21 protein-coding genes are annotated in these 19,355 nt (G+C 59.6%); 6 read left to right on the top strand and 15 right to left on the bottom strand.

What is annotated here, in order from left to right; translation table 11 throughout:
• Positions 1-9 precede the first annotated feature (9 nt).
• Entirely contained in the window at positions 10-657 is a 648-nt protein-coding gene (gene pdxH / locus HBO09_RS10760; RefSeq protein WP_169996936.1) for a pyridoxamine 5'-phosphate oxidase, read from the top strand.
• Between the two features lie 59 nt (positions 658-716).
• Here pdxH and HBO09_RS10755 read toward each other — a convergent pair whose 3' ends face one another.
• The gene (locus HBO09_RS10755; RefSeq protein WP_169996938.1) at positions 717-962 is read right to left on the bottom strand and encodes a hypothetical protein; all 246 of its coding nucleotides are present in this window, start codon (positions 960-962) and stop codon (positions 717-719) included.
• 156 nt (positions 963-1,118) lie between these two features.
• Between HBO09_RS10755 and HBO09_RS10750 the strand changes: the two genes are divergently transcribed.
• Complete coding sequence (locus tag HBO09_RS10750; RefSeq protein WP_029297142.1) at positions 1,119-1,583, top strand: glycine zipper 2TM domain-containing protein; 465 nt, start codon at positions 1,119-1,121, stop codon at positions 1,581-1,583.
• 330 nt (positions 1,584-1,913) lie between these two features.
• On the opposite strand, the gene HBO09_RS10745 is transcribed toward HBO09_RS10750, so the two are convergent.
• Together HBO09_RS10745 and nhaA are read right to left on the bottom strand one after the other, a co-directional pair.
• Complete coding sequence (locus HBO09_RS10745) at positions 1,914-3,119, bottom strand: S-type pyocin domain-containing protein (protein ID WP_169996940.1); 1,206 nt, start codon at positions 3,117-3,119, stop codon at positions 1,914-1,916.
• 145 nt (positions 3,120-3,264) lie between these two features.
• The gene (gene nhaA, locus HBO09_RS10740) at positions 3,265-4,452 is read right to left on the bottom strand and encodes a Na+/H+ antiporter NhaA (RefSeq protein ID WP_169996942.1); all 1,188 of its coding nucleotides are present in this window, start codon (positions 4,450-4,452) and stop codon (positions 3,265-3,267) included.
• Between the two features lie 216 nt (positions 4,453-4,668).
• On the opposite strand from nhaA, the gene HBO09_RS10735 reads away from it, so the two are divergent.
• A complete protein-coding gene (locus HBO09_RS10735; protein WP_169996944.1) occupies positions 4,669-5,763 on the top strand; it encodes a PLP-dependent cysteine synthase family protein in 1,095 nt (364 codons plus the stop codon).
• Positions 5,764-5,844: 81 nt separating this feature from the next.
• Here the strand turns inward: HBO09_RS10735 and HBO09_RS10730 are convergent, their stop codons facing one another.
• Together HBO09_RS10730 and HBO09_RS10725 are read right to left on the bottom strand one after the other, a co-directional pair.
• Positions 5,845-7,458: an NAD(P)/FAD-dependent oxidoreductase gene (locus tag HBO09_RS10730; RefSeq protein ID WP_169996946.1), complete on the bottom strand. Its 1,614-nt coding sequence runs from the start codon at positions 7,456-7,458 to the stop codon at positions 5,845-5,847.
• 106 nt (positions 7,459-7,564) lie between these two features.
• Complete coding sequence (locus HBO09_RS10725) at positions 7,565-8,236, bottom strand: hypothetical protein (protein ID WP_169996948.1); 672 nt, start codon at positions 8,234-8,236, stop codon at positions 7,565-7,567.
• A 172-nt stretch (positions 8,237-8,408) separates the two neighbouring features.
• On the opposite strand from HBO09_RS10725, the gene HBO09_RS10720 reads away from it, so the two are divergent.
• Entirely contained in the window at positions 8,409-8,765 is a 357-nt protein-coding gene (locus HBO09_RS10720) for a hypothetical protein (protein ID WP_169996950.1), read from the top strand.
• Positions 8,766-8,770: 5 nt separating this feature from the next.
• On the opposite strand, the gene HBO09_RS10715 is transcribed toward HBO09_RS10720, so the two are convergent.
• Complete coding sequence (locus HBO09_RS10715) at positions 8,771-9,370, bottom strand: short chain dehydrogenase (protein ID WP_092234079.1); 600 nt, start codon at positions 9,368-9,370, stop codon at positions 8,771-8,773.
• Positions 9,371-9,475: 105 nt separating this feature from the next.
• Between HBO09_RS10715 and HBO09_RS10710 the strand changes: the two genes are divergently transcribed.
• A complete protein-coding gene (locus HBO09_RS10710) occupies positions 9,476-10,384 on the top strand; it encodes a LysR family transcriptional regulator (RefSeq protein ID WP_169996952.1) in 909 nt (302 codons plus the stop codon).
• Here HBO09_RS10710 and HBO09_RS10705 read toward each other — a convergent pair.
• From HBO09_RS10705 to HBO09_RS10665, 9 genes are all read right to left on the bottom strand, one after another.
• Positions 10,381-10,866 carry a DoxX family protein gene (locus tag HBO09_RS10705; protein WP_169996954.1) on the bottom strand — a complete coding sequence of 162 codons (486 nt, stop codon included), beginning with the start codon at positions 10,864-10,866 and terminating at the stop codon, positions 10,381-10,383. The genes HBO09_RS10710 and HBO09_RS10705 overlap by 4 nt on opposite strands.
• Positions 10,863-11,627, bottom strand: coding sequence for a DNA-binding domain-containing protein (locus tag HBO09_RS10700; protein ID WP_169996956.1), 765 nt, complete (start codon positions 11,625-11,627; stop codon positions 10,863-10,865). The genes HBO09_RS10705 and HBO09_RS10700 overlap by 4 nt, the downstream gene beginning before the upstream one ends.
• Complete coding sequence (locus HBO09_RS10695) at positions 11,624-12,505, bottom strand: DUF692 domain-containing protein (RefSeq protein WP_169996958.1); 882 nt, start codon at positions 12,503-12,505, stop codon at positions 11,624-11,626. The genes HBO09_RS10700 and HBO09_RS10695 overlap by 4 nt, the downstream gene beginning before the upstream one ends.
• Before the next feature lie 22 nt (positions 12,506-12,527).
• Positions 12,528-12,836 (bottom strand): DUF2282 domain-containing protein, encoded by a 309-nt coding sequence (locus HBO09_RS10690; RefSeq protein WP_169996961.1) that lies wholly within the window; start codon positions 12,834-12,836, stop codon positions 12,528-12,530.
• Positions 12,837-13,383: 547 nt separating this feature from the next.
• Complete coding sequence (locus tag HBO09_RS10685; RefSeq protein WP_029297115.1) at positions 13,384-14,085, bottom strand: ABC transporter ATP-binding protein; 702 nt, start codon at positions 14,083-14,085, stop codon at positions 13,384-13,386.
• Positions 14,086-14,853: a high-affinity branched-chain amino acid ABC transporter ATP-binding protein LivG gene (gene livG / locus HBO09_RS10680; protein ID WP_038446527.1), complete on the bottom strand. Its 768-nt coding sequence runs from the start codon at positions 14,851-14,853 to the stop codon at positions 14,086-14,088. It lies immediately after the preceding gene.
• The gene (locus HBO09_RS10675; RefSeq protein WP_029297111.1) at positions 14,850-16,103 is read right to left on the bottom strand and encodes a high-affinity branched-chain amino acid ABC transporter permease LivM; all 1,254 of its coding nucleotides are present in this window, start codon (positions 16,101-16,103) and stop codon (positions 14,850-14,852) included. The genes livG and HBO09_RS10675 overlap by 4 nt, the downstream gene beginning before the upstream one ends.
• Entirely contained in the window at positions 16,100-17,023 is a 924-nt protein-coding gene (livH, locus tag HBO09_RS10670) for a high-affinity branched-chain amino acid ABC transporter permease LivH (protein ID WP_169996963.1), read from the bottom strand. Before livH ends, HBO09_RS10675 begins: the two co-directional genes overlap by 4 nt.
• A 228-nt stretch (positions 17,024-17,251) precedes the next feature.
• Positions 17,252-18,379, bottom strand: coding sequence for a branched-chain amino acid ABC transporter substrate-binding protein (locus HBO09_RS10665; RefSeq protein WP_169996965.1), 1,128 nt, complete (start codon positions 18,377-18,379; stop codon positions 17,252-17,254).
• Positions 18,380-18,720: 341 nt separating this feature from the next.
• Between HBO09_RS10665 and HBO09_RS10660 the strand changes: the two genes are divergently transcribed.
• Positions 18,721-19,026 (top strand): DUF2288 domain-containing protein, encoded by a 306-nt coding sequence (locus tag HBO09_RS10660; RefSeq protein ID WP_169996966.1) that lies wholly within the window; start codon positions 18,721-18,723, stop codon positions 19,024-19,026.
• Positions 19,027-19,355 lie beyond the last annotated feature (329 nt).

Genomic DNA, 19,355 nt, shown 5'->3' with positions numbered 1-19,355 from the left:
TAAAGCCGCATGACCCAGGCACTGGCAGATATGCGCCGTGACTACACACGGGACGGTTTGAGCGAGGCCCAGGCCCCGGACGAACCGTTTGCGTTGTTCCACCAGTGGTTCAACGACGCGGTCAAGACCGAGCAACCGCCGGTTGAGGCGAACGCCATGACCTTGGCGACCGTGGACCAGGAGGGCCGGCCTCACTGCCGCGTCCTGCTGCTCAAGGGGCTGGATGCCCAGGGCTTTACCTTCTTCACCAACTACCAGAGCGCCAAGGGCCAGCAAATGGCAGCTCGCCCGTTTGCTGCCATGACCTTCTTCTGGCCGACCCTGGAGCGCCAGGTGCGCATCGAGGGGCGGGTGATCAAGGTCACGCCCCAGGAGTCGGACGCCTACTATCAGGTGCGCCCACTGGGTAGCCGTATCGGCGCTTGGGCTTCCCCGCAAAGCCAGGTGATCCGTGATCGCCAGCAATTGCAGGACCTGCTCACGTTGACCGAGCAGCGTTTCAGCGAGACCCAGCCGGATTGCCCGGAACACTGGGGTGGTTATCGCCTGCTGCCGGAGCGCATCGAGTTCTGGCAGGGCCGGGCGAGCCGTTTACATGATCGCTTGAACTATCGTTTGCAGGGGGCCGACTGGACCCGCGAGCGATTGGCACCCTAAAAACATCACACTTGTAGGAGCCGGCTTGCCGGCTCCGACATGTCCTGCTACGAAGCCTTCTACTCCGTGGTTTTGACCACATATTGCCGCGCTGCGTCCTGCAGCCACTGTGGCAAATCCTTACGCTTGACCTTCTCAGCCTTGGCGCGGTCCAACTGTTGCAGCATAAAGTTGCGCTTGTGAGGATCGTCTCCCGCCAGCGAGAGCGCCAGGTCGCGGTCTACCCAGCGCTTGATCCGCCGGTACAGCCACCAATGGAAATACAGGCCGGCGGCGGTGGTAGCTACAATGATGAAGTAGTCCATGAAATTCCTTGTCTGGGTGTAGGTCTACCGTTTGTCGGTTTTTGCGGTACAGCCTGTCTGTACTGGGGCTGAATGAAAGCAATTTTCTCCGGGCCGTGCCGTGACAGGCGTCAAGCAGCGGAGTCTAATAAAGATATGTCCTTTGGAGTTGATGCTATGCGTAAGTCTGTTCTGCTGGTTGCCTGCTTCACCACCATGTCGTTGCTGCTGGGTGGCTGCGCCTCCAGTCTGACCGGCGACTCGTATTCCCGTGACGAAGCCCGTCGTGTGCAAAGCGTGCGCATGGGCACCATTGAATCCCTGCGTCCGGTCAAGATCGAAGGCACCAAGACCCCAATCGGCGGCGCAGCAGGCGCAGTCATTGGTGGTGTTGGTGGTAGCGCCATCGGTGGCGGTCGCGGCAGCATCGTCACCGCTGTTATCGGTGCCGTGGCGGGCGGCCTGCTGGGCTCGGCCACCGAAGAAGGCCTGACCCGCACCCAGGGCGTGGAAATCACCGTACGCGAAGACGACGGCAGCATGCGCGCCTACGTCCAGGCCGTGCAGGAAAACGAGATCTTCCGCATCGGCGACCGCGTGCGCATCATGACCGTAGACGGGACCAGCCGCGTTACCCGCTAAGCGTCATTCAGTAAAAGAAAAACCTCGACCGGGTGACTGGTCGGGGTTTTTTCAGTTTGGCTACGGATTTTCTTAATATGATTTTTAATTTCGGGCGGGCGCGTTAAACGTTGCAAGTAAGTTGGAAGTGATGAATAGAGTCATTTATCACTCTGCCGGCTAAGGTTTCTATAGCCGTCAGTTGAGCGGGGGTCAGGTTGTAGCCCTCCCAGCCATGTTGCTCTTCGGACCATTGCATTATGGTTTTCAACTTGTCCTCGCACCCATGAGGTAGCTCGATTACGAACACTTGCAGGTCAGTAACCTTATCGAAGGCTTCAATCAGATATCTCATGGCTCTATTCTCCGTTCTTTTTCCTTTTTTGATTTTTTCGTGGAGGTGGGGTTGCCAGTTATATGGTCAAACTCACCTATGTGCCTACCACGGGCGTCATACATTTCGATTGCGCCGTGCTGCAAATCCCACTCCAGAATCAGACCTTTGGCAGTTTTCCATCTTTTACGAAGGGCTCCTCCTCCTTTAACGGGTGTTTTACGAGCAACTACTTTTGCATCAGGGTAGGCCGGAAGTAACTCTGATGCTGGATGGTACGCGTGGTCACCAGGTCGAATGTTTAGAACGACGTAAAGTGGTCGGATCCCCGACTCCGCCGGAAACACCAGAATGAAATCCTTATACTCCGGCGGATAAATCGGGTCGACGATGATACTCGCGGCTGTTTCCGTCGGCGGATACACCCATATGTGAGGCGTGGCTGGCGCAGCCTCCAGTGCGGGTATGCCAAGGGTATCGGCAGGGTCAACAGCAGGTGTCCAGATCAGCTCGACGCCGTCACCCAAATCCGCTACGTGTTGCGTGCCCTGTAGTTGAAACTGTACGACATCGACCATTTCCCAATCACGATTCTTTCCCGTGTAGAAGGCATAGCCCTTCAGGCTACCGTCGGCCTGTTGTTCGATATTCAGGCGCACGCGGGTGCGGGCGCGGGTCAGGGTGCGCAATTGTTCATCGCTATAGAGCGCGCTGTCGCCCAGCGTTGAGGGCCATAGCAGTGCTACCAGGCCCAGCATGAAGCCTGTCGCAACGGTCCCGGTGGCAGCGGCCGCGCCCGTAATGGCCGAGCCACCCAGTGCCAACGAGCCAAGCCCGGCAGGCAATACAGTGGCGCTTATCTTCTGGAGAGGAAGCCGGCCTGTTGCATCTGTTTCACGGCCGCCCAGCACTGCATGTTCGCCATAGTCTGCGAGGCGATCCAGGGGAATGTAACCAGATGGGGTGTTGTAGCTGATGATGGCGTCCGGCAAGTTGCAGGACTTAGCGAAAACGCACCCGACGACAGGAGCCGGGGTCGGTTCTGACGCAGGCTGAAGCTTTGCTTCGTAGGCTTGCTGGCGTGCGAGCATTGCGTTGTAGGGTTGTTGGAGCGCCTCGCGGGCGGCCAGTTCGCGCTCGCTCATAGGTTCCAGGCGGCGATAGCCACCGGTACCGGTCCCGTAGGAACGCCAGACCTGCGGTCTGTCTTTGTTGTTGGCCATCATGCCCTCCTGGCGAGTTCCATCGCGACATCTAGTGCGACGTTATGGGAGGCGCAGGAGAAAAAATGTAGGAGGGTGCTGCAAGCGAGGGGAGAAGAGGCTGAAAGCACGGGGGGGCAGGAAAAGCCTTCCCCCCCGTTACGCGTTACGCGTTGACCGTCACCTGCTTACGACTGGCCATCGCTGTCACTGCATAACCAATCAATGCAGCAAGGATCGAGCCGGTGAGAATGCCCATCCGGTCCATCCCGGCGTATTCGCTACTGCCTGGTACGAACGCCAGTGAGCCGACAAACAGGCTCATGGTGAAGCCGATGCCGCACAGGATGGCCACGCCCATGACTTGGCCCCAATTGGCGCCGGTCGGTAGAGCCGCGAGGCCGGTTTTCACCGCGAGCCAGGTCAGGCCAAACACACCGACGGTCTTGCCCACCAGCAGGCCTGCGGCGATACCCATAGGCACATGGTGGGTGAAGCTCTCCAGGTTGACCCCGGCCAGGGACACACCGGCGTTGGCAAAGGCGAACAGCGGCAGGATTGCGTACGCCACCCACGGGTGCAGGGCGTGTTCCAGGCTTAGCAGGGGCGACGGCTCGGCGTTCTTGGTACGCAGTGGGATGCAGAACGCCAGGGTGACGCCAGCCAGGGTGGCATGCACACCGCTCTTGAGCACGCAGACCCAGAGGATCAGGCCGATGATCAGGTAGGGCCCGAGCTTGACCACGCCCAGGCGGTTCATGGCGATCAGCGCGACAAGGCATGCGCCTGCACCCGCCAGCGACGCAGTGGACAGTTCACTGGAGTAGAAAATCGCGATGACGATAATGGCGCCCAGGTCATCAATGATCGCCAGGGTCATCAGGAACAGCTTCAGCGACACCGGTACACGCTTGCCCAGCAGTGCCAGTACGCCGAGGGCAAAGGCGATATCGGTGGCCATCGGGATGGCCCAGCCGCCCAGCGCCGCAGGGTTATCCTTGTTCAGCGCCCAGTAGATCAGTGCTGGCACCACCATGCCGCCGATGGCTGCTGCGCCTGGCAGCACGACCTGGGAAGGCTTGGACAGGTGGCCGTCGAGCAACTCGCGCTTGACCTCCAGGCCGATCAGCAGGAAGAACAGGGCCATCAGGCCGTCGTTGATCCATAGCAGTGACGGCTTGGCGATTTGCAGCGCACCGATTTGTACGGCGACGGGCACTTCAAGGAAGCTGTTGTAGAGATGGGACAGCGGTGAGTTGTTGATGATCAGGGCCAAGGCGGCTGCAGCGATCAGTAACAGACCGCTGGCCGCTTCAAGCTGGAAGAAACGGGTAAATGTGCTACGCAGAGGCAAGGGATGCTCTCCAATCAAAGTTCAATAGGGGCGTACCCTAACCCGTACTGTTAGTTGTTAAAACAAAAGTTATATTCTTTTTTGTTATATAAAAGTGCCAAGGTATGGATTGCGTCAAAGCCTGGCAATTGTGTATCGAATTGAGTCACGACTGTATCTGTGTGCAGTGTAGGAAACACCCTAAGATCAAGCCTGAAAATTTAGTGGAACTTGAGCATGAGCGACCACCGTCCGTGGGCCCGAGAGGCCATCCGCATTATTGAAGCGGACTTCCAGCGCAGCGCCGACACCCACCTGATCCCGCTGCCGCTGCCGGGCCTGCCGGGGATCGAGTTGTATTTCAAAGATGAATCCAGCCACCCCACCGGTAGCCTCAAGCACCGGCTGGCCCGCTCCCTGTTCCTGTATGCCCTGTGCAACGGTTGGCTCAAGCCCGGCGCACCGGTGATCGAGGCGTCCAGCGGCTCGACGGCGATCTCTGAAGCGTACTTCGCGCGCTTGCTGGGCCTGCCGTTCATTGCGGTGATGCCGGCCACCACGTCCCAGGAAAAGATTGCGCAAATCGCCTTTTACGGCGGCAAGAGCCATCTGGTGCAGGATCCCACGCAGATCTACGCCGAATCCGAGCGTTTGGCGCAGGAAAGCGGCGGGCACTTCATGGATCAGTTCACCTACGCTGAACGTGCTACCGACTGGCGGGCGAACAACAACATTGCCGAATCAATCTTCCAGCAATTGCGCTGCGAGCGGCATCCAGAGCCGAGCTGGCTGATTTCCAGCCCGGGCACCGGCGGTACCACCGCGACCCTCGGGCGTTATGTGCGTTATCGCCAGCATTGCACCCGGGTGTTATGCGCCGACGCCGAGCGTTCGGTGTTCTTCGAGTATTACCAGACCGGTGATGCCAGCCTGCGCCTGGACTGCGGCTCGCGAATCGAGGGGATTGGCCGGCCACGGGTGGAAGCGTCGTTCCTGCCCAAGGTGATCGATGCGATGGTGAAGGTGCCGGACGCCTTGTCGTTGGCGGCCATGCATTACCTGGCGCAACGCTTGGGACGGCGGGTCGGGGGTTCCAGCGGCACCAACCTGATTGGCGCGCTGATTGCCGCTCAGCAGATGCAGGCGGCAGGGGAGTCGGGCTCTATCGTGGCGATTCTATGTGATGGGGGCGAGCGTTATGCCACGACCTACTACGACGATGCGTGGTTGGTCGGGCAAGGGTACGAGCTGGAAGTGTTGATTGACGCGGTAGCTGCCACTGTCGAGCGGGGCGAGCCGTTGCCGGACAGCATCCTGCGCGCCAATATCTAAAATTTCCTGTGTATGGAAACCATTGTGGGAGCCGGGCAAGCCCGGCTCCCACAATAGATAGGGGCGTTTGCGGGTGAGCTGTCAGGCCTCGATGCCGAGGATATCCCGGGCCACGGCTTCGGCAATCCGAATTCCGTCAACGCCTGCCGACAAGATCCCTCCGGCATAACCTGCGCCTTCGCCGGCCGGGAACAGGCCTTTGACATTCAAGCTCTGCATCGACGCGTCGCGGGTGATCCGCAGCGGCGACGAGGTGCGGGTCTCGATCCCGGTCAGTACTGCGTCATGCAGCGAGTAACCCTTGATCTGCTTCTCAAAGGCCGGCAACGCTTCGCGGATGGCCTCAATGGCGAAGTCCGGCAAAGCCAGGGCCAAATCGCCCAGGGCTACGCCTGGCTTGTAGGAAGGTTCCACGCTGCCGATGGCCGTGGATGGTTTGCCGGCGATGAAATCACCCACCAGTTGCGCCGGTGCTTCGTAGTTGCTGCCGCCGAGGATGAACGCGTGGGACTCCAGGCGCTCCTGCAGCTCGATCCCGGCCAGCGGGCCGCCCGGGTAGTCGACTTCCGGGGTGATGCCGACCACGATCCCGGAGTTGGCATTGCGCTCGTTACGCGAGTATTGGCTCATGCCATTGGTCACGACCCGATTTGGCTCGGAGGTGGCTGCCACCACCGTACCGCCCGGGCACATGCAGAAGCTGTACACCGAACGGCCGTTCTTGGCGTGGTGCACCAGCTTGTAGTCGGCCGCGCCCAGTTTTGGGTGCCCGGCATACTTGCCCAGGCGTGCCGCGTCGATCAGCGATTGCGGGTGTTCGATGCGGAAACCCACCGAAAACGGCTTGGCTTCCATGTACACGCCACGGCCGTGGAGCATGCGGAAGGTGTCGCGGGCGCTGTGGCCGAGGGCGAGGATCACGTGCTTGGAGAGGATCTGTTCGCCACCAGCGACCACCACGCCATTCAACTGGCCATCTTCGATCAGCACGTCGGTGACCCGCTGTTCAAAACGCACCTCACCGCCCAGGGCGATGATCTGCTGGCGCATGTTTTCCACCACACCGGTCAGACGGAAGGTGCCGATGTGCGGTTTGCTGACGTAGAGGATTTCATCCGGCGCGCCGGCCTTGACGAACTCGTGCAGGACCTTGCGCCCGTGGAATTTCGGGTCCTTGATCTGGCTGTAGAGCTTGCCGTCGGAAAAGGTCCCGGCGCCGCCCTCACCGAACTGCACGTTGGACTCGGGGTTGAGGACGTTTTTGCGCCACAGGCCCCAGGTGTCCTTGGTGCGCTGGCGTACTTCGCGGCCGCGCTCGAGGATGATCGGCTTGAAGCCCATCTGCGCCAGCAACAACCCGGCAAAGATCCCGCAAGGGCCGAAGCCGACGACGATAGGGCGCTCGCTCAGATCTGCCGGTGCCTGTCCTACGACCTTGTAGCTGATATCGGGGGCGGCATTGATATTGCGATCGTCGGCGAACTTGAGCAGCAGGGCGGCTTCGCCCTTGACCTCAAGGTCCACGGTGTAGATGAAGCACAGCTCCGACGACTTCTTGCGCGCATCGTAGCTGCGTTTGAACAGGGTGAAATCGAGCAGATCATCACTGGCGATGCCCAGGCGCTGCACGATGGCAGGCCGCAGGTCTTCTTCGGGATGGTCGATGGGCAGCTTGAGTTCGGTGATTCGTAGCATGACAGGATCCGATATGCGGCGTTTGGAAGGGCCGGCAGTTTTGCAAACCGGCGATTATAAGCCCCAACGGCGCTTTCCCGTCATGCTAAAACAGCCCAGGGTCGAATCAGTCGTCTCGCGAGCCGCCAAATGCCGCGCAACCACGCTGCACCTGACCGTTGATCCGAAGTTCGGCGCTCATGTGTTGCAGGCTGCCACTGACGCTATCGATGCAGCGCTGGGGCGCGACCCACAGTTCAATCTGCTGGCCGTTGGCTTCGGTGGTGAGGTTGAAACGGCCGTCACCCAGTTGCTCTTCCACATAAGGCACCGGCAACGGTGGCTGGCCTTCGCGTTGCAGGACCATGCCCTTGTTGGTCACATTCAGGGCCCATGCTGGCTTGTGCCCGTTGGCGCGCAGGATCATGCGCTTGAAGTCCGGATCGTCACAGGCTGAGGTCGAACGTTCGACGCGGTACAGCTGTTGCAGCTCCACCTGGCCCTGGGTGCCGCTGGCGACCCCGGAAAACTTGCCGCGCAAGTCGGCAAACAACGCCCCTTGCTGGCCGGCCAGGGACGCAGCTTCCTGGAGGATGCTGGTACCGCCGGTATCGTTGACCACGTAGTTACGCTGGTCATGGCAGGGCTGGAACAGCAATTTGTCGCCGATGGCCGTCAACTCGCCTTGCATGCGAGTCAGGCCCGCAGTGGAGGGCATCGCCGGATCGCGTTCAAACACCTGGCAGGCAGCGAACAAGGGCAGCAGGGCAAACAGAGCAAGGGTACGGGCGGCAAGCATTATCGGGTCTCCTGACAAGTGCCGCCACGTTACGCAGGCTGGCGCCGCATCACAAGCCGACGATGACGCACGATTAGGTTTCAGCATTTTAATGGAGCGGGGATTTAAGCCTTTTCCTCTGGTTGCTGTGCCAACCTTGTGTAACGTTCACGCTTTTCAAAGGAGCACTTGTATGCGCATTCGATGGGCCTTTTTCGCCCTGGTCTGGATGGCGCCCCTGGTCTGGGCCGAGGCGCCGGCCAAGCTGTTCTACAGTTCGCAGACCGACTTTACCGAGATCACGGTGAGCCTGAAAAAAACCTCGGCGCTCCAGCCTGAGTTTATTCGAGTCGACGTGACGCTGACGCCCGAGGCCAGGGCGCGTTCCAAAGCCCTGAGCCTGCTGGCCATGCACAAACGGATAACGCTGTATCTCAATGGCCGGCAGCTCAGTACCGCGACGGTTCAGAGTGTCCTCGACGGCCCGGGCCTGACGTTTTCCATTCCCCGCGACCAGTTGATGGAGATGATGCCATCGCTGCTCGAGTGATGCTTTCAGCCTACGATGTAAGTCTGTCCGGTCTGTAAGCCTTCAACACTTTTGGCGTATGCCAATGCCACGTCCGCCGCAGGAGCCGGCTTGAAGCCTCTGAAATATGGCGCATAGCTGCCCATGGCCTCCACCAGCACGGTCGGGCTGACCGAATTGATGCGCAAGCCCCGTGGCAATTCAATCGCCGCCGCCTTGACGAAGGCATCGATGGCGCCATTGACCAGTGCGGCCGAGGCGCCGGTGCGGATCGGGTCGCGATTGAGGATGCCGCTGGTGAAGGTGAACGACGCACCGTCGTTGGCGAATTCACGGCCGATCAGCAGCAGGTTGACCTGGCCCATCAGTTTGTCTTGCAGGCCGAGGTCGAAGTGGCTGGCATCCATCTCTCCCAAAGGTACGAAGTTCACACTGCCGGCGGCGCATACCAGGGCATCGAACTTGCCGGTTTGCGCAAACAACTGGCGGATTGAAGCGCTGTCGCTGATATCAACGTGAAAGTCGCCGCTCTTGCGACCGATGCTGATCACTTCGTGGCGCTGGGACAGCTCAGCCTTGACTGCCGAGCCCACCGTGCCGCTGGCGCCAATCAACAGGATTTTCATGGTGTGATTCCTCAAAGGGTTCAAGTGAGCCTTCAGTCTAGAGTGGTTTTTTCTGCAGATAAGCGCACTAATAGGCAACCTTTGGTTTTCAAATGGAAACAATCCATGAGCGAGATGGACGACCTGGCGGCGTTTGCAGTGCTGATCGAAGCCGGTAGTTTTACCCTGGCCGCCCAGCAACTGGGCTGCAGCAAGGGGCAGTTGTCCAAGCGCATCAGCCAGTTGGAGGCACAGTTCTCGGTGGTGTTGCTGCACCGCACCACCCGCCGACTGAATCTGACCGCTGCCGGCGCGGCCCTGCTGCCACAAGCTCAGGCGCTGGTAATCCAAGTGGACCGTGCACGTCAGGCATTGGCGCGGCTAAAAGATGATGTGGCCGGGCCGGTACGTATGACGGTTCCGGTGTCCCTGGGCGAAACCTTCTTCGATGGCCTGTTACTGGAGTTTTCCCGACAGTACCCGCAAGTGCAGGTCGAGGTGGATCTCAGCAACAATTATCGCGACCTGGCCAGGGACGGCTTTGATCTGGCGGTTCGCACGCAGGTTGCCAACGATGAGCGCCTGGTCGCCAAGCCGTTGTTGGCCTGGCATGAAATGACCTGTGCCAGCCCGGCTTACCTGGAACAATACGGTGAACCGCTGACACCAGCGGAGCTGGTCGGGCACCGCTGTTTGCTCAACAGCCACTACAGTGGGCGCGAGGAGTGGCTGTATCACCAGCAGCACGAGCTATTGCGAGTGCGGGTGGATGGCACTTTTGCCTCCAACCACTACAACTTGCTGAAAAAAGCCGCACTGGTGGGGGCCGGTATCGCGAGGCTGCCGTCCTATCTGTTGCAAGTGGAATTGGCTGACGGCCGGCTTCGTTGGCTCTTGCGTGATTATCAGACCCGCAGTATGCCCATGTACCTGGTGCATCCGTATCAGGGCGGGCTACCGCGTCGCACCCAAGTGCTGGCCGATTACCTGGTGGGCTGGTTCAAGCGCAATGGCGAGGCGTTGGACCGGCTCTAGCGCCAGCGCCGGGCAATCCAGTGATCAATTGACACCCGTCCTGGCCCCTTGGCCATCAACACCAGCAGCAACGCGATCCAGGTGCCGTGGGTCGGGTACGCATCGGGATAGACAAATAGTTGGATCACCAGGGTCATGCCCAGTAACGCCAGCGCTGAAAAACGTGTGGCAAGCCCCAGCAGAATCAGAACCGGGAAAAAGTGTTCGGCGAATGTGGCCAGGTACGCGGCCACTTCTGCTGGCACAAACGGTAGCCGGTATTCACTTCGAAACAACGGCACGGTGGAGTTGGCCAGTTGGGGCATGCCCAGTTCGAAGGTGCCGTCTACCAGGTCGACGGCAAACCCCTGGACCTTGGTCTGGCCGGATTTCCAGAACACCGCCGCAATGGAAAAGCGTGCGACAAAGGCAATCAGACTGTAGGGGATTTTTTCGAAGGTTTGAGTGACGCGTGCAATCAGACACGGGGCGGCAGTATTCATGGCTGTACCTTGATTTGGGTGATGGCGCGGTGGTTGATCAGCAGCCCCAGGCATTGGTGCAGGTCGAATTCGCTGGCCGCGTCGAGGGCGTACGCCACCGCCATTTCCAGGGGCCAATCGTTGTTCAGGCTGTTGATGAAGGTCACGCAGCCGCTGTCGATGCAGAACACTTCCACCTCCAGGCCGTTGCGCAGGACCAGCGCACTTTGCCCACGCCAGGGGTCGATTTTGGCGATGCTGTCGGTGGTTTGGTGCGCAGCCCATAGCGCCACCACGGCGTAGTCCGAACGCAAGGTGGCAACGGATGGATGCAATTGCAGGCGCACGTTACCTAGACTGAGTAGCTGCTGCAGCTGGTTCACCACTGCCTGTGGGTCGGCTACCGGGGCGTCGATGGCGTGATAGGCACTGATCCGCAAGCGCTCCAGCCGAGCGACGTCGGCCAGGTATGGCACCTCGGCAGCGGGAGCGAAGCCCTGGATAAAATCCGCCAGGTCACTGCCGTAGTCGTGGAGCAGCGGGCTGATCGGTGGGTACACCTGGATATACACCCCGGCCATGGCCCGAAAAAAATGGTCGCCCACCAGTTGCCGGGTCACCGGGTAACTGTCGGCCAGGGCATTGATCAATGAGCTGTGGACGTTGTTGCGATACACCGCAAAACGACTGGCAGGATCGGCGCCATTGCGGCTGAACAACCCATCCGGGCATGGCTGGCCCGGCGTAAGCAGGGCCTGGGCGAATCGTCCGTGCAGGTTCATAGGGGCACCGCCGCAGCCAGCAGGTGCTGGTCCGCTTGCCGGGCTTCGGCGTGCAATACGCTGAAGGCCGGAACATCGTTGTCACGCTCGATCAGCGTAGCCACCGGCCCGGTACGTTGCAGTGCCTGCTGATACAACTGCCAGACGGCGTTGTCGACCGGCGCTCCGTGGTCATCGATCAGCAGGCGATCACCTAGGCTGTCGGTGTCTTCGGCAAAACCTGCCAGATGAATCTCGCCCACGCTGTGCAAAGGCAAGGCATTGAGGTAGGCCAACGGATCCTGCTGATGATTGATGCAGGACACATACACATTGTTCACGTCCAGCAACAGGCCGCAGCCAGTGCGCCGGATGACCTCGCTGATAAAGTCGGTTTCGTCCAGGGTGGAGTGCTGGAACTGCAGGTAGGTTGACGGGTTCTCCAGCAACATGCGCCGCTTGAGCGTGCTTTGTACCTGGTCAATGTGTTCGCACACCCGCTTGAGGGCGGCGTCGTCATAGGCCAGGGGCAGCAGATCATTGAGAAACACCGGGCCATGGCTGGACCACGCCAGGTGTTCGGAAAAGGAGTGGGGTTGATAGCGCTCCACCAGTGCCGCCAGGCGCGCCAAGTGGGCGTGGTTCAGCGCGCCTTCGCCGCCGATGGACAGGCCGACGCCGTGCAGCGACAGCGGATAATGCTCACGGATCAACCCTAGAAAGTGGTGGAACGGCCCTCCGGCCACCATGTAGTTTTCGGCGTGGACTTCAAAAAAACCAATATCGGGCAGGGTGGCGAGCACTTGCTGGAAGTGCTCGCTCTTGAGCCCCAGCCCGGCCCGGCGCGGAAGGCCGGGAGCCTGAGCCTGGGCGACATCAGGCAGAGATGAAAGCGTCATCGTCAGTACTCAGGCAGGGAGTTCAGGATTTGGCCTTGAAGGCTTCCAATTGGCCAAAACCGGTTGGCGAGGTTTTGCTTTCCATCTTCATGCAGGTGCCCTCGGGGACCAGATTCCAGGCGTTGGCCTGGTAGTCGGTTTTCGAGGTACCCGCGCACGTGGTGCCAGCGCCTGCGGCGCAGTCGTTCTTGCCTTTGAGGGCGACGCCAAAGCATTTTTCCATCTTCGCCTCGTCGGCATGGGCGGCAGTGGTCAGAGTGCTCAGGCTCAAGGCAGAACCCAGGGCGAGGACGAGGGTGGCGGCGGACAGCGAACGGGTGGTAGTGGTCATGGTGTTTCTCCAGCAGTGAGGTTGGTAAGAAAGCGTTTGTGCTTGCTTACCCCACTAGAGAAAGGGGGGAGGGGATCGTTACACGTAGGTCGAAGAAAACTTGAAAACAACGCAAATTCTACGATTCACACAAAGTAAATGTGTAGAGCTGTCGAGCAGGCGACATCTTCAGTGCCTGCTCCGCCGTCATCGCAGCCTCGCTAAAGCTCGACAGCTCCCACAGGGATTGGTGGTGTGGCCGGGATTTCAGGCTGGATGAAGATCAACTGTGGGAGCTGTCGAGCCCTGGCGAGGCTGCGAAAGCGGTGGAGCAGGCGACATCTTCAGTGCGTGCTCCGCCGTCATCGCAGCCTCGCTAAAGCTCGACAGCTCCCACAGGGGATTGGTGGTGGGGCCGGGATTTCAGGCTGGATGAAGATCAACTGTGGGAGCTGTCGAGCCCCGGCGAGGCTGCGATAGCGGAGTGTCAGCCAATACATCCAGCACCGACACACCGCCATCGCGGGCAAGCCCGGTCCCACAGGCCCGGTTCATTGAGCAACCGTTTTTAGCCGCCCAGGTATGCCTCGCGCACTTTCGGGTCGGTCAGCAGTTGCTCGCCGCTGCCCTGCATCACTACCCGGCCGTTTTCCAGCACGTAGGCACGGTCGGCAATTTTCAACGCCTGGTTGGCGTTTTGCTCCACCAAAAACACCGTCACACCGTCCTTACGCAGTTGCTCGATGATGTCGAAAATCTGCTGGATGATGATCGGGGCCAGGCCCAGGGAGGGTTCGTCCAACAGCAGCAACTTGGGCTTGCTCATCAGCGCACGGCCGATGGCGAGCATCTGCTGTTCGCCGCCGGACATGGTGCCGCCGCGCTGGCTGAAGCGTTCCTTGAGCCGAGGGAACAGGTGCAGCACCTTGTCCATCTGCTCCTGGTAGTCGCCCTTGTCGGTAAAGAATCCGCCCATGGCCAGGTTCTCTTCCACGGTCAGGCGGGCAAACACCCTACGGCCTTCCGGGACCACGGCAATGCTCTTGCGCATGATCGCCGCCGAATGCTGGCCTACCAGTTCCTCACCCATGTAGCGGATGCTGCCGCTGTGAGCCTGGGGCGAACCGCACAGGGTCATCAGCAAGGTGGACTTGCCGGCACCGTTGGCACCGATCAGGGTGACGATCTCGCCCTGGCGCACTTCCACGTTGACGTCGTGCAGGGCCTGGATCTTGCCGTAGAAAGTGGAAACGTTTTCGAATTGCAGCATTTACGCTTCCCCCAAATAGGCTTTGATCACTTCCGGATTGTCGCGGATCTGCTCCGGCGTCCCGTTGGCCAATGGCGTGCCCTGGTTGATCACGACGATATGGTCGGAAATGCTCATGACCAGTTTCATGTCGTGTTCGATCAGCAGCACGGTGGCGTTGTTTTCTTCACGCAGCACACCGATCAACGCCTTGAGGTCTTCGGTTTCCTTGGGGTTGAGGCCCGCGGCGGGTTCGTCGAGCATCAGGATCCGCGGGCGGGTCATCATGCAGCGGGCGATTTCCAGGCGCCGTTGCTGACCGTAGGCCAGGGTGCCGGCCGGACGGTTGGCAAACTCGGTAAGGTTGACCTTGTCCAGCCAATACGCGGCGTACTCCATGGCCTCGCGCTCGCTCTTGCGGAACGCCGGGGTCTTGAACAGGCCTGCGAAGAAGTTGGTGTTCAGGTGCCGGTGCTGGGCAATCAGCAGGTTTTCCACTGCGGTCATGTCCTTGAACAACCGCACGTTCTGGAAGGTCCGCACCACGCCCTTGCGAGCGATCTCGTGACCGGCCAGGCCCTGGATCGGCTGGCCGTCCAGCAGGATGCTGCCACCGGCCGGTTTGTAGAAGCCGGTCAGGCAGTTGAACACCGTGGTCTTGCCGGCGCCATTGGGGCCGATCAGCGCAACTACTTGTTTCTCTTTGACGGTCAGGGCGACACCATTGACCGCCAGCAAGCCGCCGAAGCGCATGCTCAGGTTTTCGACTTTCAGGATCTCGCGGCTCATTTGCGCAGCTCCATATGTGGACGTTGCATGGGCAGCAGGCCTTGAGGGCGCCAGATCATCATCAGCACCATCATGGCGCCGAACATCAACATGCGGTACTCGCTGAACTCACGCATCAGTTCCGGCAGCAGGATCATCACGATGGCCGCAAGGATCACGCCCAACTGCGAGCCCATGCCACCCAAGACCACGATGGCGAGGATGATTGCCGACTCGATGAAGGTAAACGACTCCGGCGTCACCAGGCCTTGGCGAGCGGCAAAGAAGCTGCCGGCAAAACCGGCGAACGCGGCACCCAGGGTGAAGGCGGAGAGCTTGATGATGGTCGGGTTCAGGCCCAGCGCACGGCAGGCGATTTCGTCTTCACGCAGCGCTTCCCACGCGCGCCCGATCGGCATGCGCAGCAGGCGGTTGATCACGAACAGCGCGGCCAGGGCCAGCAACAGGGCGACCAGGTACAGGAACACCACCTTGCTCACCGGGTTGTAGGCAATCCCGAAGTACTCGTGGAAGGTCTGCATGCCCTCGGCAGCGGAGCGATCAAACGACAAGCCGAAGAACGTTGGCTTGGGAATGCTGCTGATGCCGTTGGGACCACCGGTGATATCGGTGAGGTTACGCAGGAACAGGCGGATGATTTCACCGAAGCCCAGGGTCACGATGGCCAGGTAGTCACCGCGCAGGCGCAACACCGGGAAGCCCAGCAGGAAGCCGAACGTCGCCGCCGCCATGCCGGCCAGTGGCAGGCAGATCCAGAAGCTCCAGCCCAGGTAGTGCGAGAGCAGCGCGTAGGTGTAGGCACCCACCGCGTAGAAGCCCACGTAACCCAGGTCGAGCAGCCCGGCCAGGCCCACCACGATGTTCAGGCCCAGGCCCAACAGCACGTAGATCAGGATCAGGGTGGCAATATCCACTGCACCACGGGAGCCGAAGAATGGCCAGATCAACGCGGCCACGATCAGGCCGATGATGATGTAGCGTTGGGTACGCGGCAGGGTCAGGAACTGGCTGACCTTGGGCGAGACCAGCGGGCCACGGTTGGACTTGAGCAGCGCACCGACCTGCTGGGTGAACAGTACCCGCAGGAACATCAGCACCGAGCACAGGGCAATGATGGTCAGCGTCACTGGCCCGGTGCCATGTACTTCAAGGTTGATCCCGACAATGCTCAACTTCAGTCCGAGTACCGGAAAGGCCACGGCCCAAACCAGCAAGGCGCTGAAAAACGCCGATTTAAGATATCTGCTCATACTTTCTCAACCTCCGGACGGCCCAGGATGCCGGTCGGCCGGAATAACAGCACCAGAACCAATAGACCGAATGCCACCACGTCCTTGTATTGGTCGCCGAAGATATCGGCACCAAAGGCTTCGGCCACACCCAGCACCAGCCCGCCGAGCATCGCGCCCGGAATACTGCCGATGCCGCCCAGGACCGCTGCGGTGAAGGCTTTGAGCCCCACCAGGAAGCCGGCATTGGGGTTGATCACGCCATACTGCATGCTCAGCAACACGGCAGCGACGGCGGCCAGTGCGGCACCGATGACGAAAGTCAGGGCAATGATGTTATTGGTGTTGATGCCCAGCAGGTTGGCCATCTTGATGTCTTCGGCGCAGGCCCGGCAGGCGCGCCCCAGACGGGAGCGGGAGATGAACAGGGTCAGGCCGAGCATTGCTATCAGGGTGACGACGAAGACCAGGATCTGCATGTAGGAGATCAGGACTTCTTCTGCACCGCCCGGCCCGAAGGAAATACTGCCCGGGATCAGGTTGGGAATGGACTTGTCCTTGGAGTCCTGGGACAGCAATACGGTGTTCTGCAGGAAAATCGACATGCCGATGGCGGAAATCAACGGGATCAACCGGTTGCTGCCACGCAAGGGGCGGTACGCAACGCGTTCGATACTGTAGCCGTAGGCACTGGTTACGACGATTGACGCAAGGAACGCGGCAGTCATCAACAGCGGCAGGGAGTGGATACCCATCATGGCCAGCCCGGCAATGGCAATGAAAGCCACGTAGGAGCCAATCATGTACACCTCGCCGTGGGCGAAGTTGATCATTCCAATGATGCCGTAAACCATTGTGTAGCCAATGGCTATCAAGGCATAGGTGCTGCCAATGGTCAGGCCATTAACCAGCTGTTGGAAAAAATGATAGATCTCAGGCATTACAGCGCTCCTAAAAACCCGATACGCATTTCACTGGTGGAGTCATCTTCCAGCCTTGTGCTGTGTTCTGTGAGCACATTTGCACAAAGCATTTGCCAGCGAACCGCTGGTGACGGTTTTAAGATTTTCAGGTGAACCAGCACCCGGATCGCGGGTGCGTGGCCCATAAACCTCGTAAAACAAAACCCACTGCTTGCACAGTGGGCTTGTTGTCCAGTAACGCCTGGCTTACTGAGGGGAAACTTCGGTTTTTGGTTGGCCGAAGTGCCATTCGTAGACCACGAACTTGAAGTCTTTCAGGTCGCCCTTGGCGTCGAAGCTCAGATCGCCAGTCGGGGTCTTGAAGGTACCCGCGTGGATGGCCGCGGCCACTTTGGCGGTGTCTTCGCTTTTGGCAGCAGCGATGCCGCCAGCGATGATTTCAACTGCCGAGTAGGCCGGGAACACGAACGGACCGCTTGGATCTTTGCCGTCAGCCTTGAGCGCGTCGACGATGGCCTTGTTGGCAGGATCGGCGTCGAAGGATTTCGGCAGGGTGACCAGCAGGCCTTCGGAGGCTTTCTGGGCGATTTGCGAGATGGAGTCGTTGCCCACGCCTTCTGGACCCATGAACTTGGCTTTCAGGCCTTTTTCCTGGGATTGACGCAGGATCAGGCCCAGTTCTGGGTGGTAGCCGCCGTAGTAGACGAAGTCGACGTTGGCTTGCTTGAGCTTCTGGATGATCGAGGAGAAGTCTTTGTCGCCGGCGTTCAGGCCTTCGAACACGGCGACTTTCACGCCTTTTTCTTCCAGGGTCTTCTTCACGGCAGAAGCGATACCTTCACCGTATTGTTGCTTGTCGTGCAGTACTGCAACGACCTTCGGCTTGACGTGGTCGGCGATGTAATTGCCGGCCGCTGGGCCCTGGGCGCTGTCCAGGCCGATGGTACGGAAGACCAGCTTGTAGCCACGGGAGGTGATTTCCGGGCTGGTAGCCGCCGGAGTGATCATGATCACGCCTTCGTCTTCGTAGATGTCGGTTGCAGGCTGAGTGGAGCTGGAGCAGAGGTGGCCGACCACGAACTTGACGCCGTCGTTGACCACTTTGTTGGCTACGGCAACGGCTTGTTTAGGGTCGCAAGCGTCGTCGTATTCCTTGGCTTCGAGCATTTTGCCGTCGACACCGCCCTTGGCGTTGATGTCCTTGATGGCTTGCTTGGCGCCCATGAACTGCATATCGCCGTATTGGGTCACAGGGCCGGTTTTAGGGCCGGCAATACCGATCTTGATGGTGTCAGCTGCGAACGAATGGCCGGCAACTCCAGCCAGGACCATAGCGGCAAACAGTTTGGAAATCTGCTTAGTAGCCTTATTCATAGTGCTCCACTCTTACTGTTGTATTTTTTATAGTTCTAGCGGCCTTGTGGGCTACAGAACCGGATCAGATATCTCGGATATCCCCCCGGCAGCGGCCTGGCAACTGTACCGGTACAGTGTAGAGCGCCGGTTGATCGCTTGAAAAGCTAGCTGCTGGGGGCAAACCCCGGGTATGTCGCTTAAATGAAAGAAAAAGACAGAATTGCGGCGAGTGAATGCCAGAGTCTCGGGCAATCCTTGGCGCTCCTGACGCTTTCAATCGGTGCCTCAATTGCAACTGGGTTTTTCTGAGGAAGTCTCGACGGTATGATTGCGCCGATTTTTCCCTCAGGTGAGTTCCCATGACGCAAGAACCTAGCACCCTCTATGCCAAGCTGCTCGGCGAAACCGCGGAAATTTCCTGGAAGGAGCTTGAGCCGTTCTTCGCCAAGGGTGCCCTATTGTGGGTCGATGCGGGCCTGGATTTGATCGAAGCCGCCGAGGGCATGGCCGAGGATAGCCGGGACAAAGTGGCCGCCTGGCTAGCCTCGGGGAGCCTTGGCGAAGTGTCTGCGACGCGGGCATTGGACCTGGTGGAGCGTGATCCGAGCCTGTGGGCGGTGGTGGTTTCGCCGTGGATTCTGATCCAGGAAAGGGCATCGAATTAAATACTTGCACTGAAATGGTGCGTGTTTTTCCCGGTTAGAAGTGTGTAGCGGAGTAACCGCTTTACCCGTGATGGCAACTGGCCGTGAAGAAAGGTCACAAGGGAGGGTGACGTAAACGTCATGGGAACAGTTTTGCGGGTCGCGAATGGCTCGGGGAATTGTTTCTTGGTGTGGCAAGGTTATGGCTATTTGTCGCCTGGCAGACCGCTTTCGCGAGCAAGCCCGCTTGTATGTTTAGACTTGAAGGGGTGGGCGGCGACTAAAAGCCCGATTCCGACTCTAGCCAGTACGGACCGTGGGAGACTTCTCGTCCCGCCCTTTCTACCCTA

It is taken from the genome of Pseudomonas sp. WS 5027 (assembly GCF_012985695.1).
Lineage (GTDB): Bacteria > Pseudomonadota > Gammaproteobacteria > Pseudomonadales > Pseudomonadaceae > Aquipseudomonas > Aquipseudomonas hygromyciniae.
Note: the sequence above shows the minus strand (reverse complement) of the source record. Positions and strands in the feature narration are given on the sequence as shown.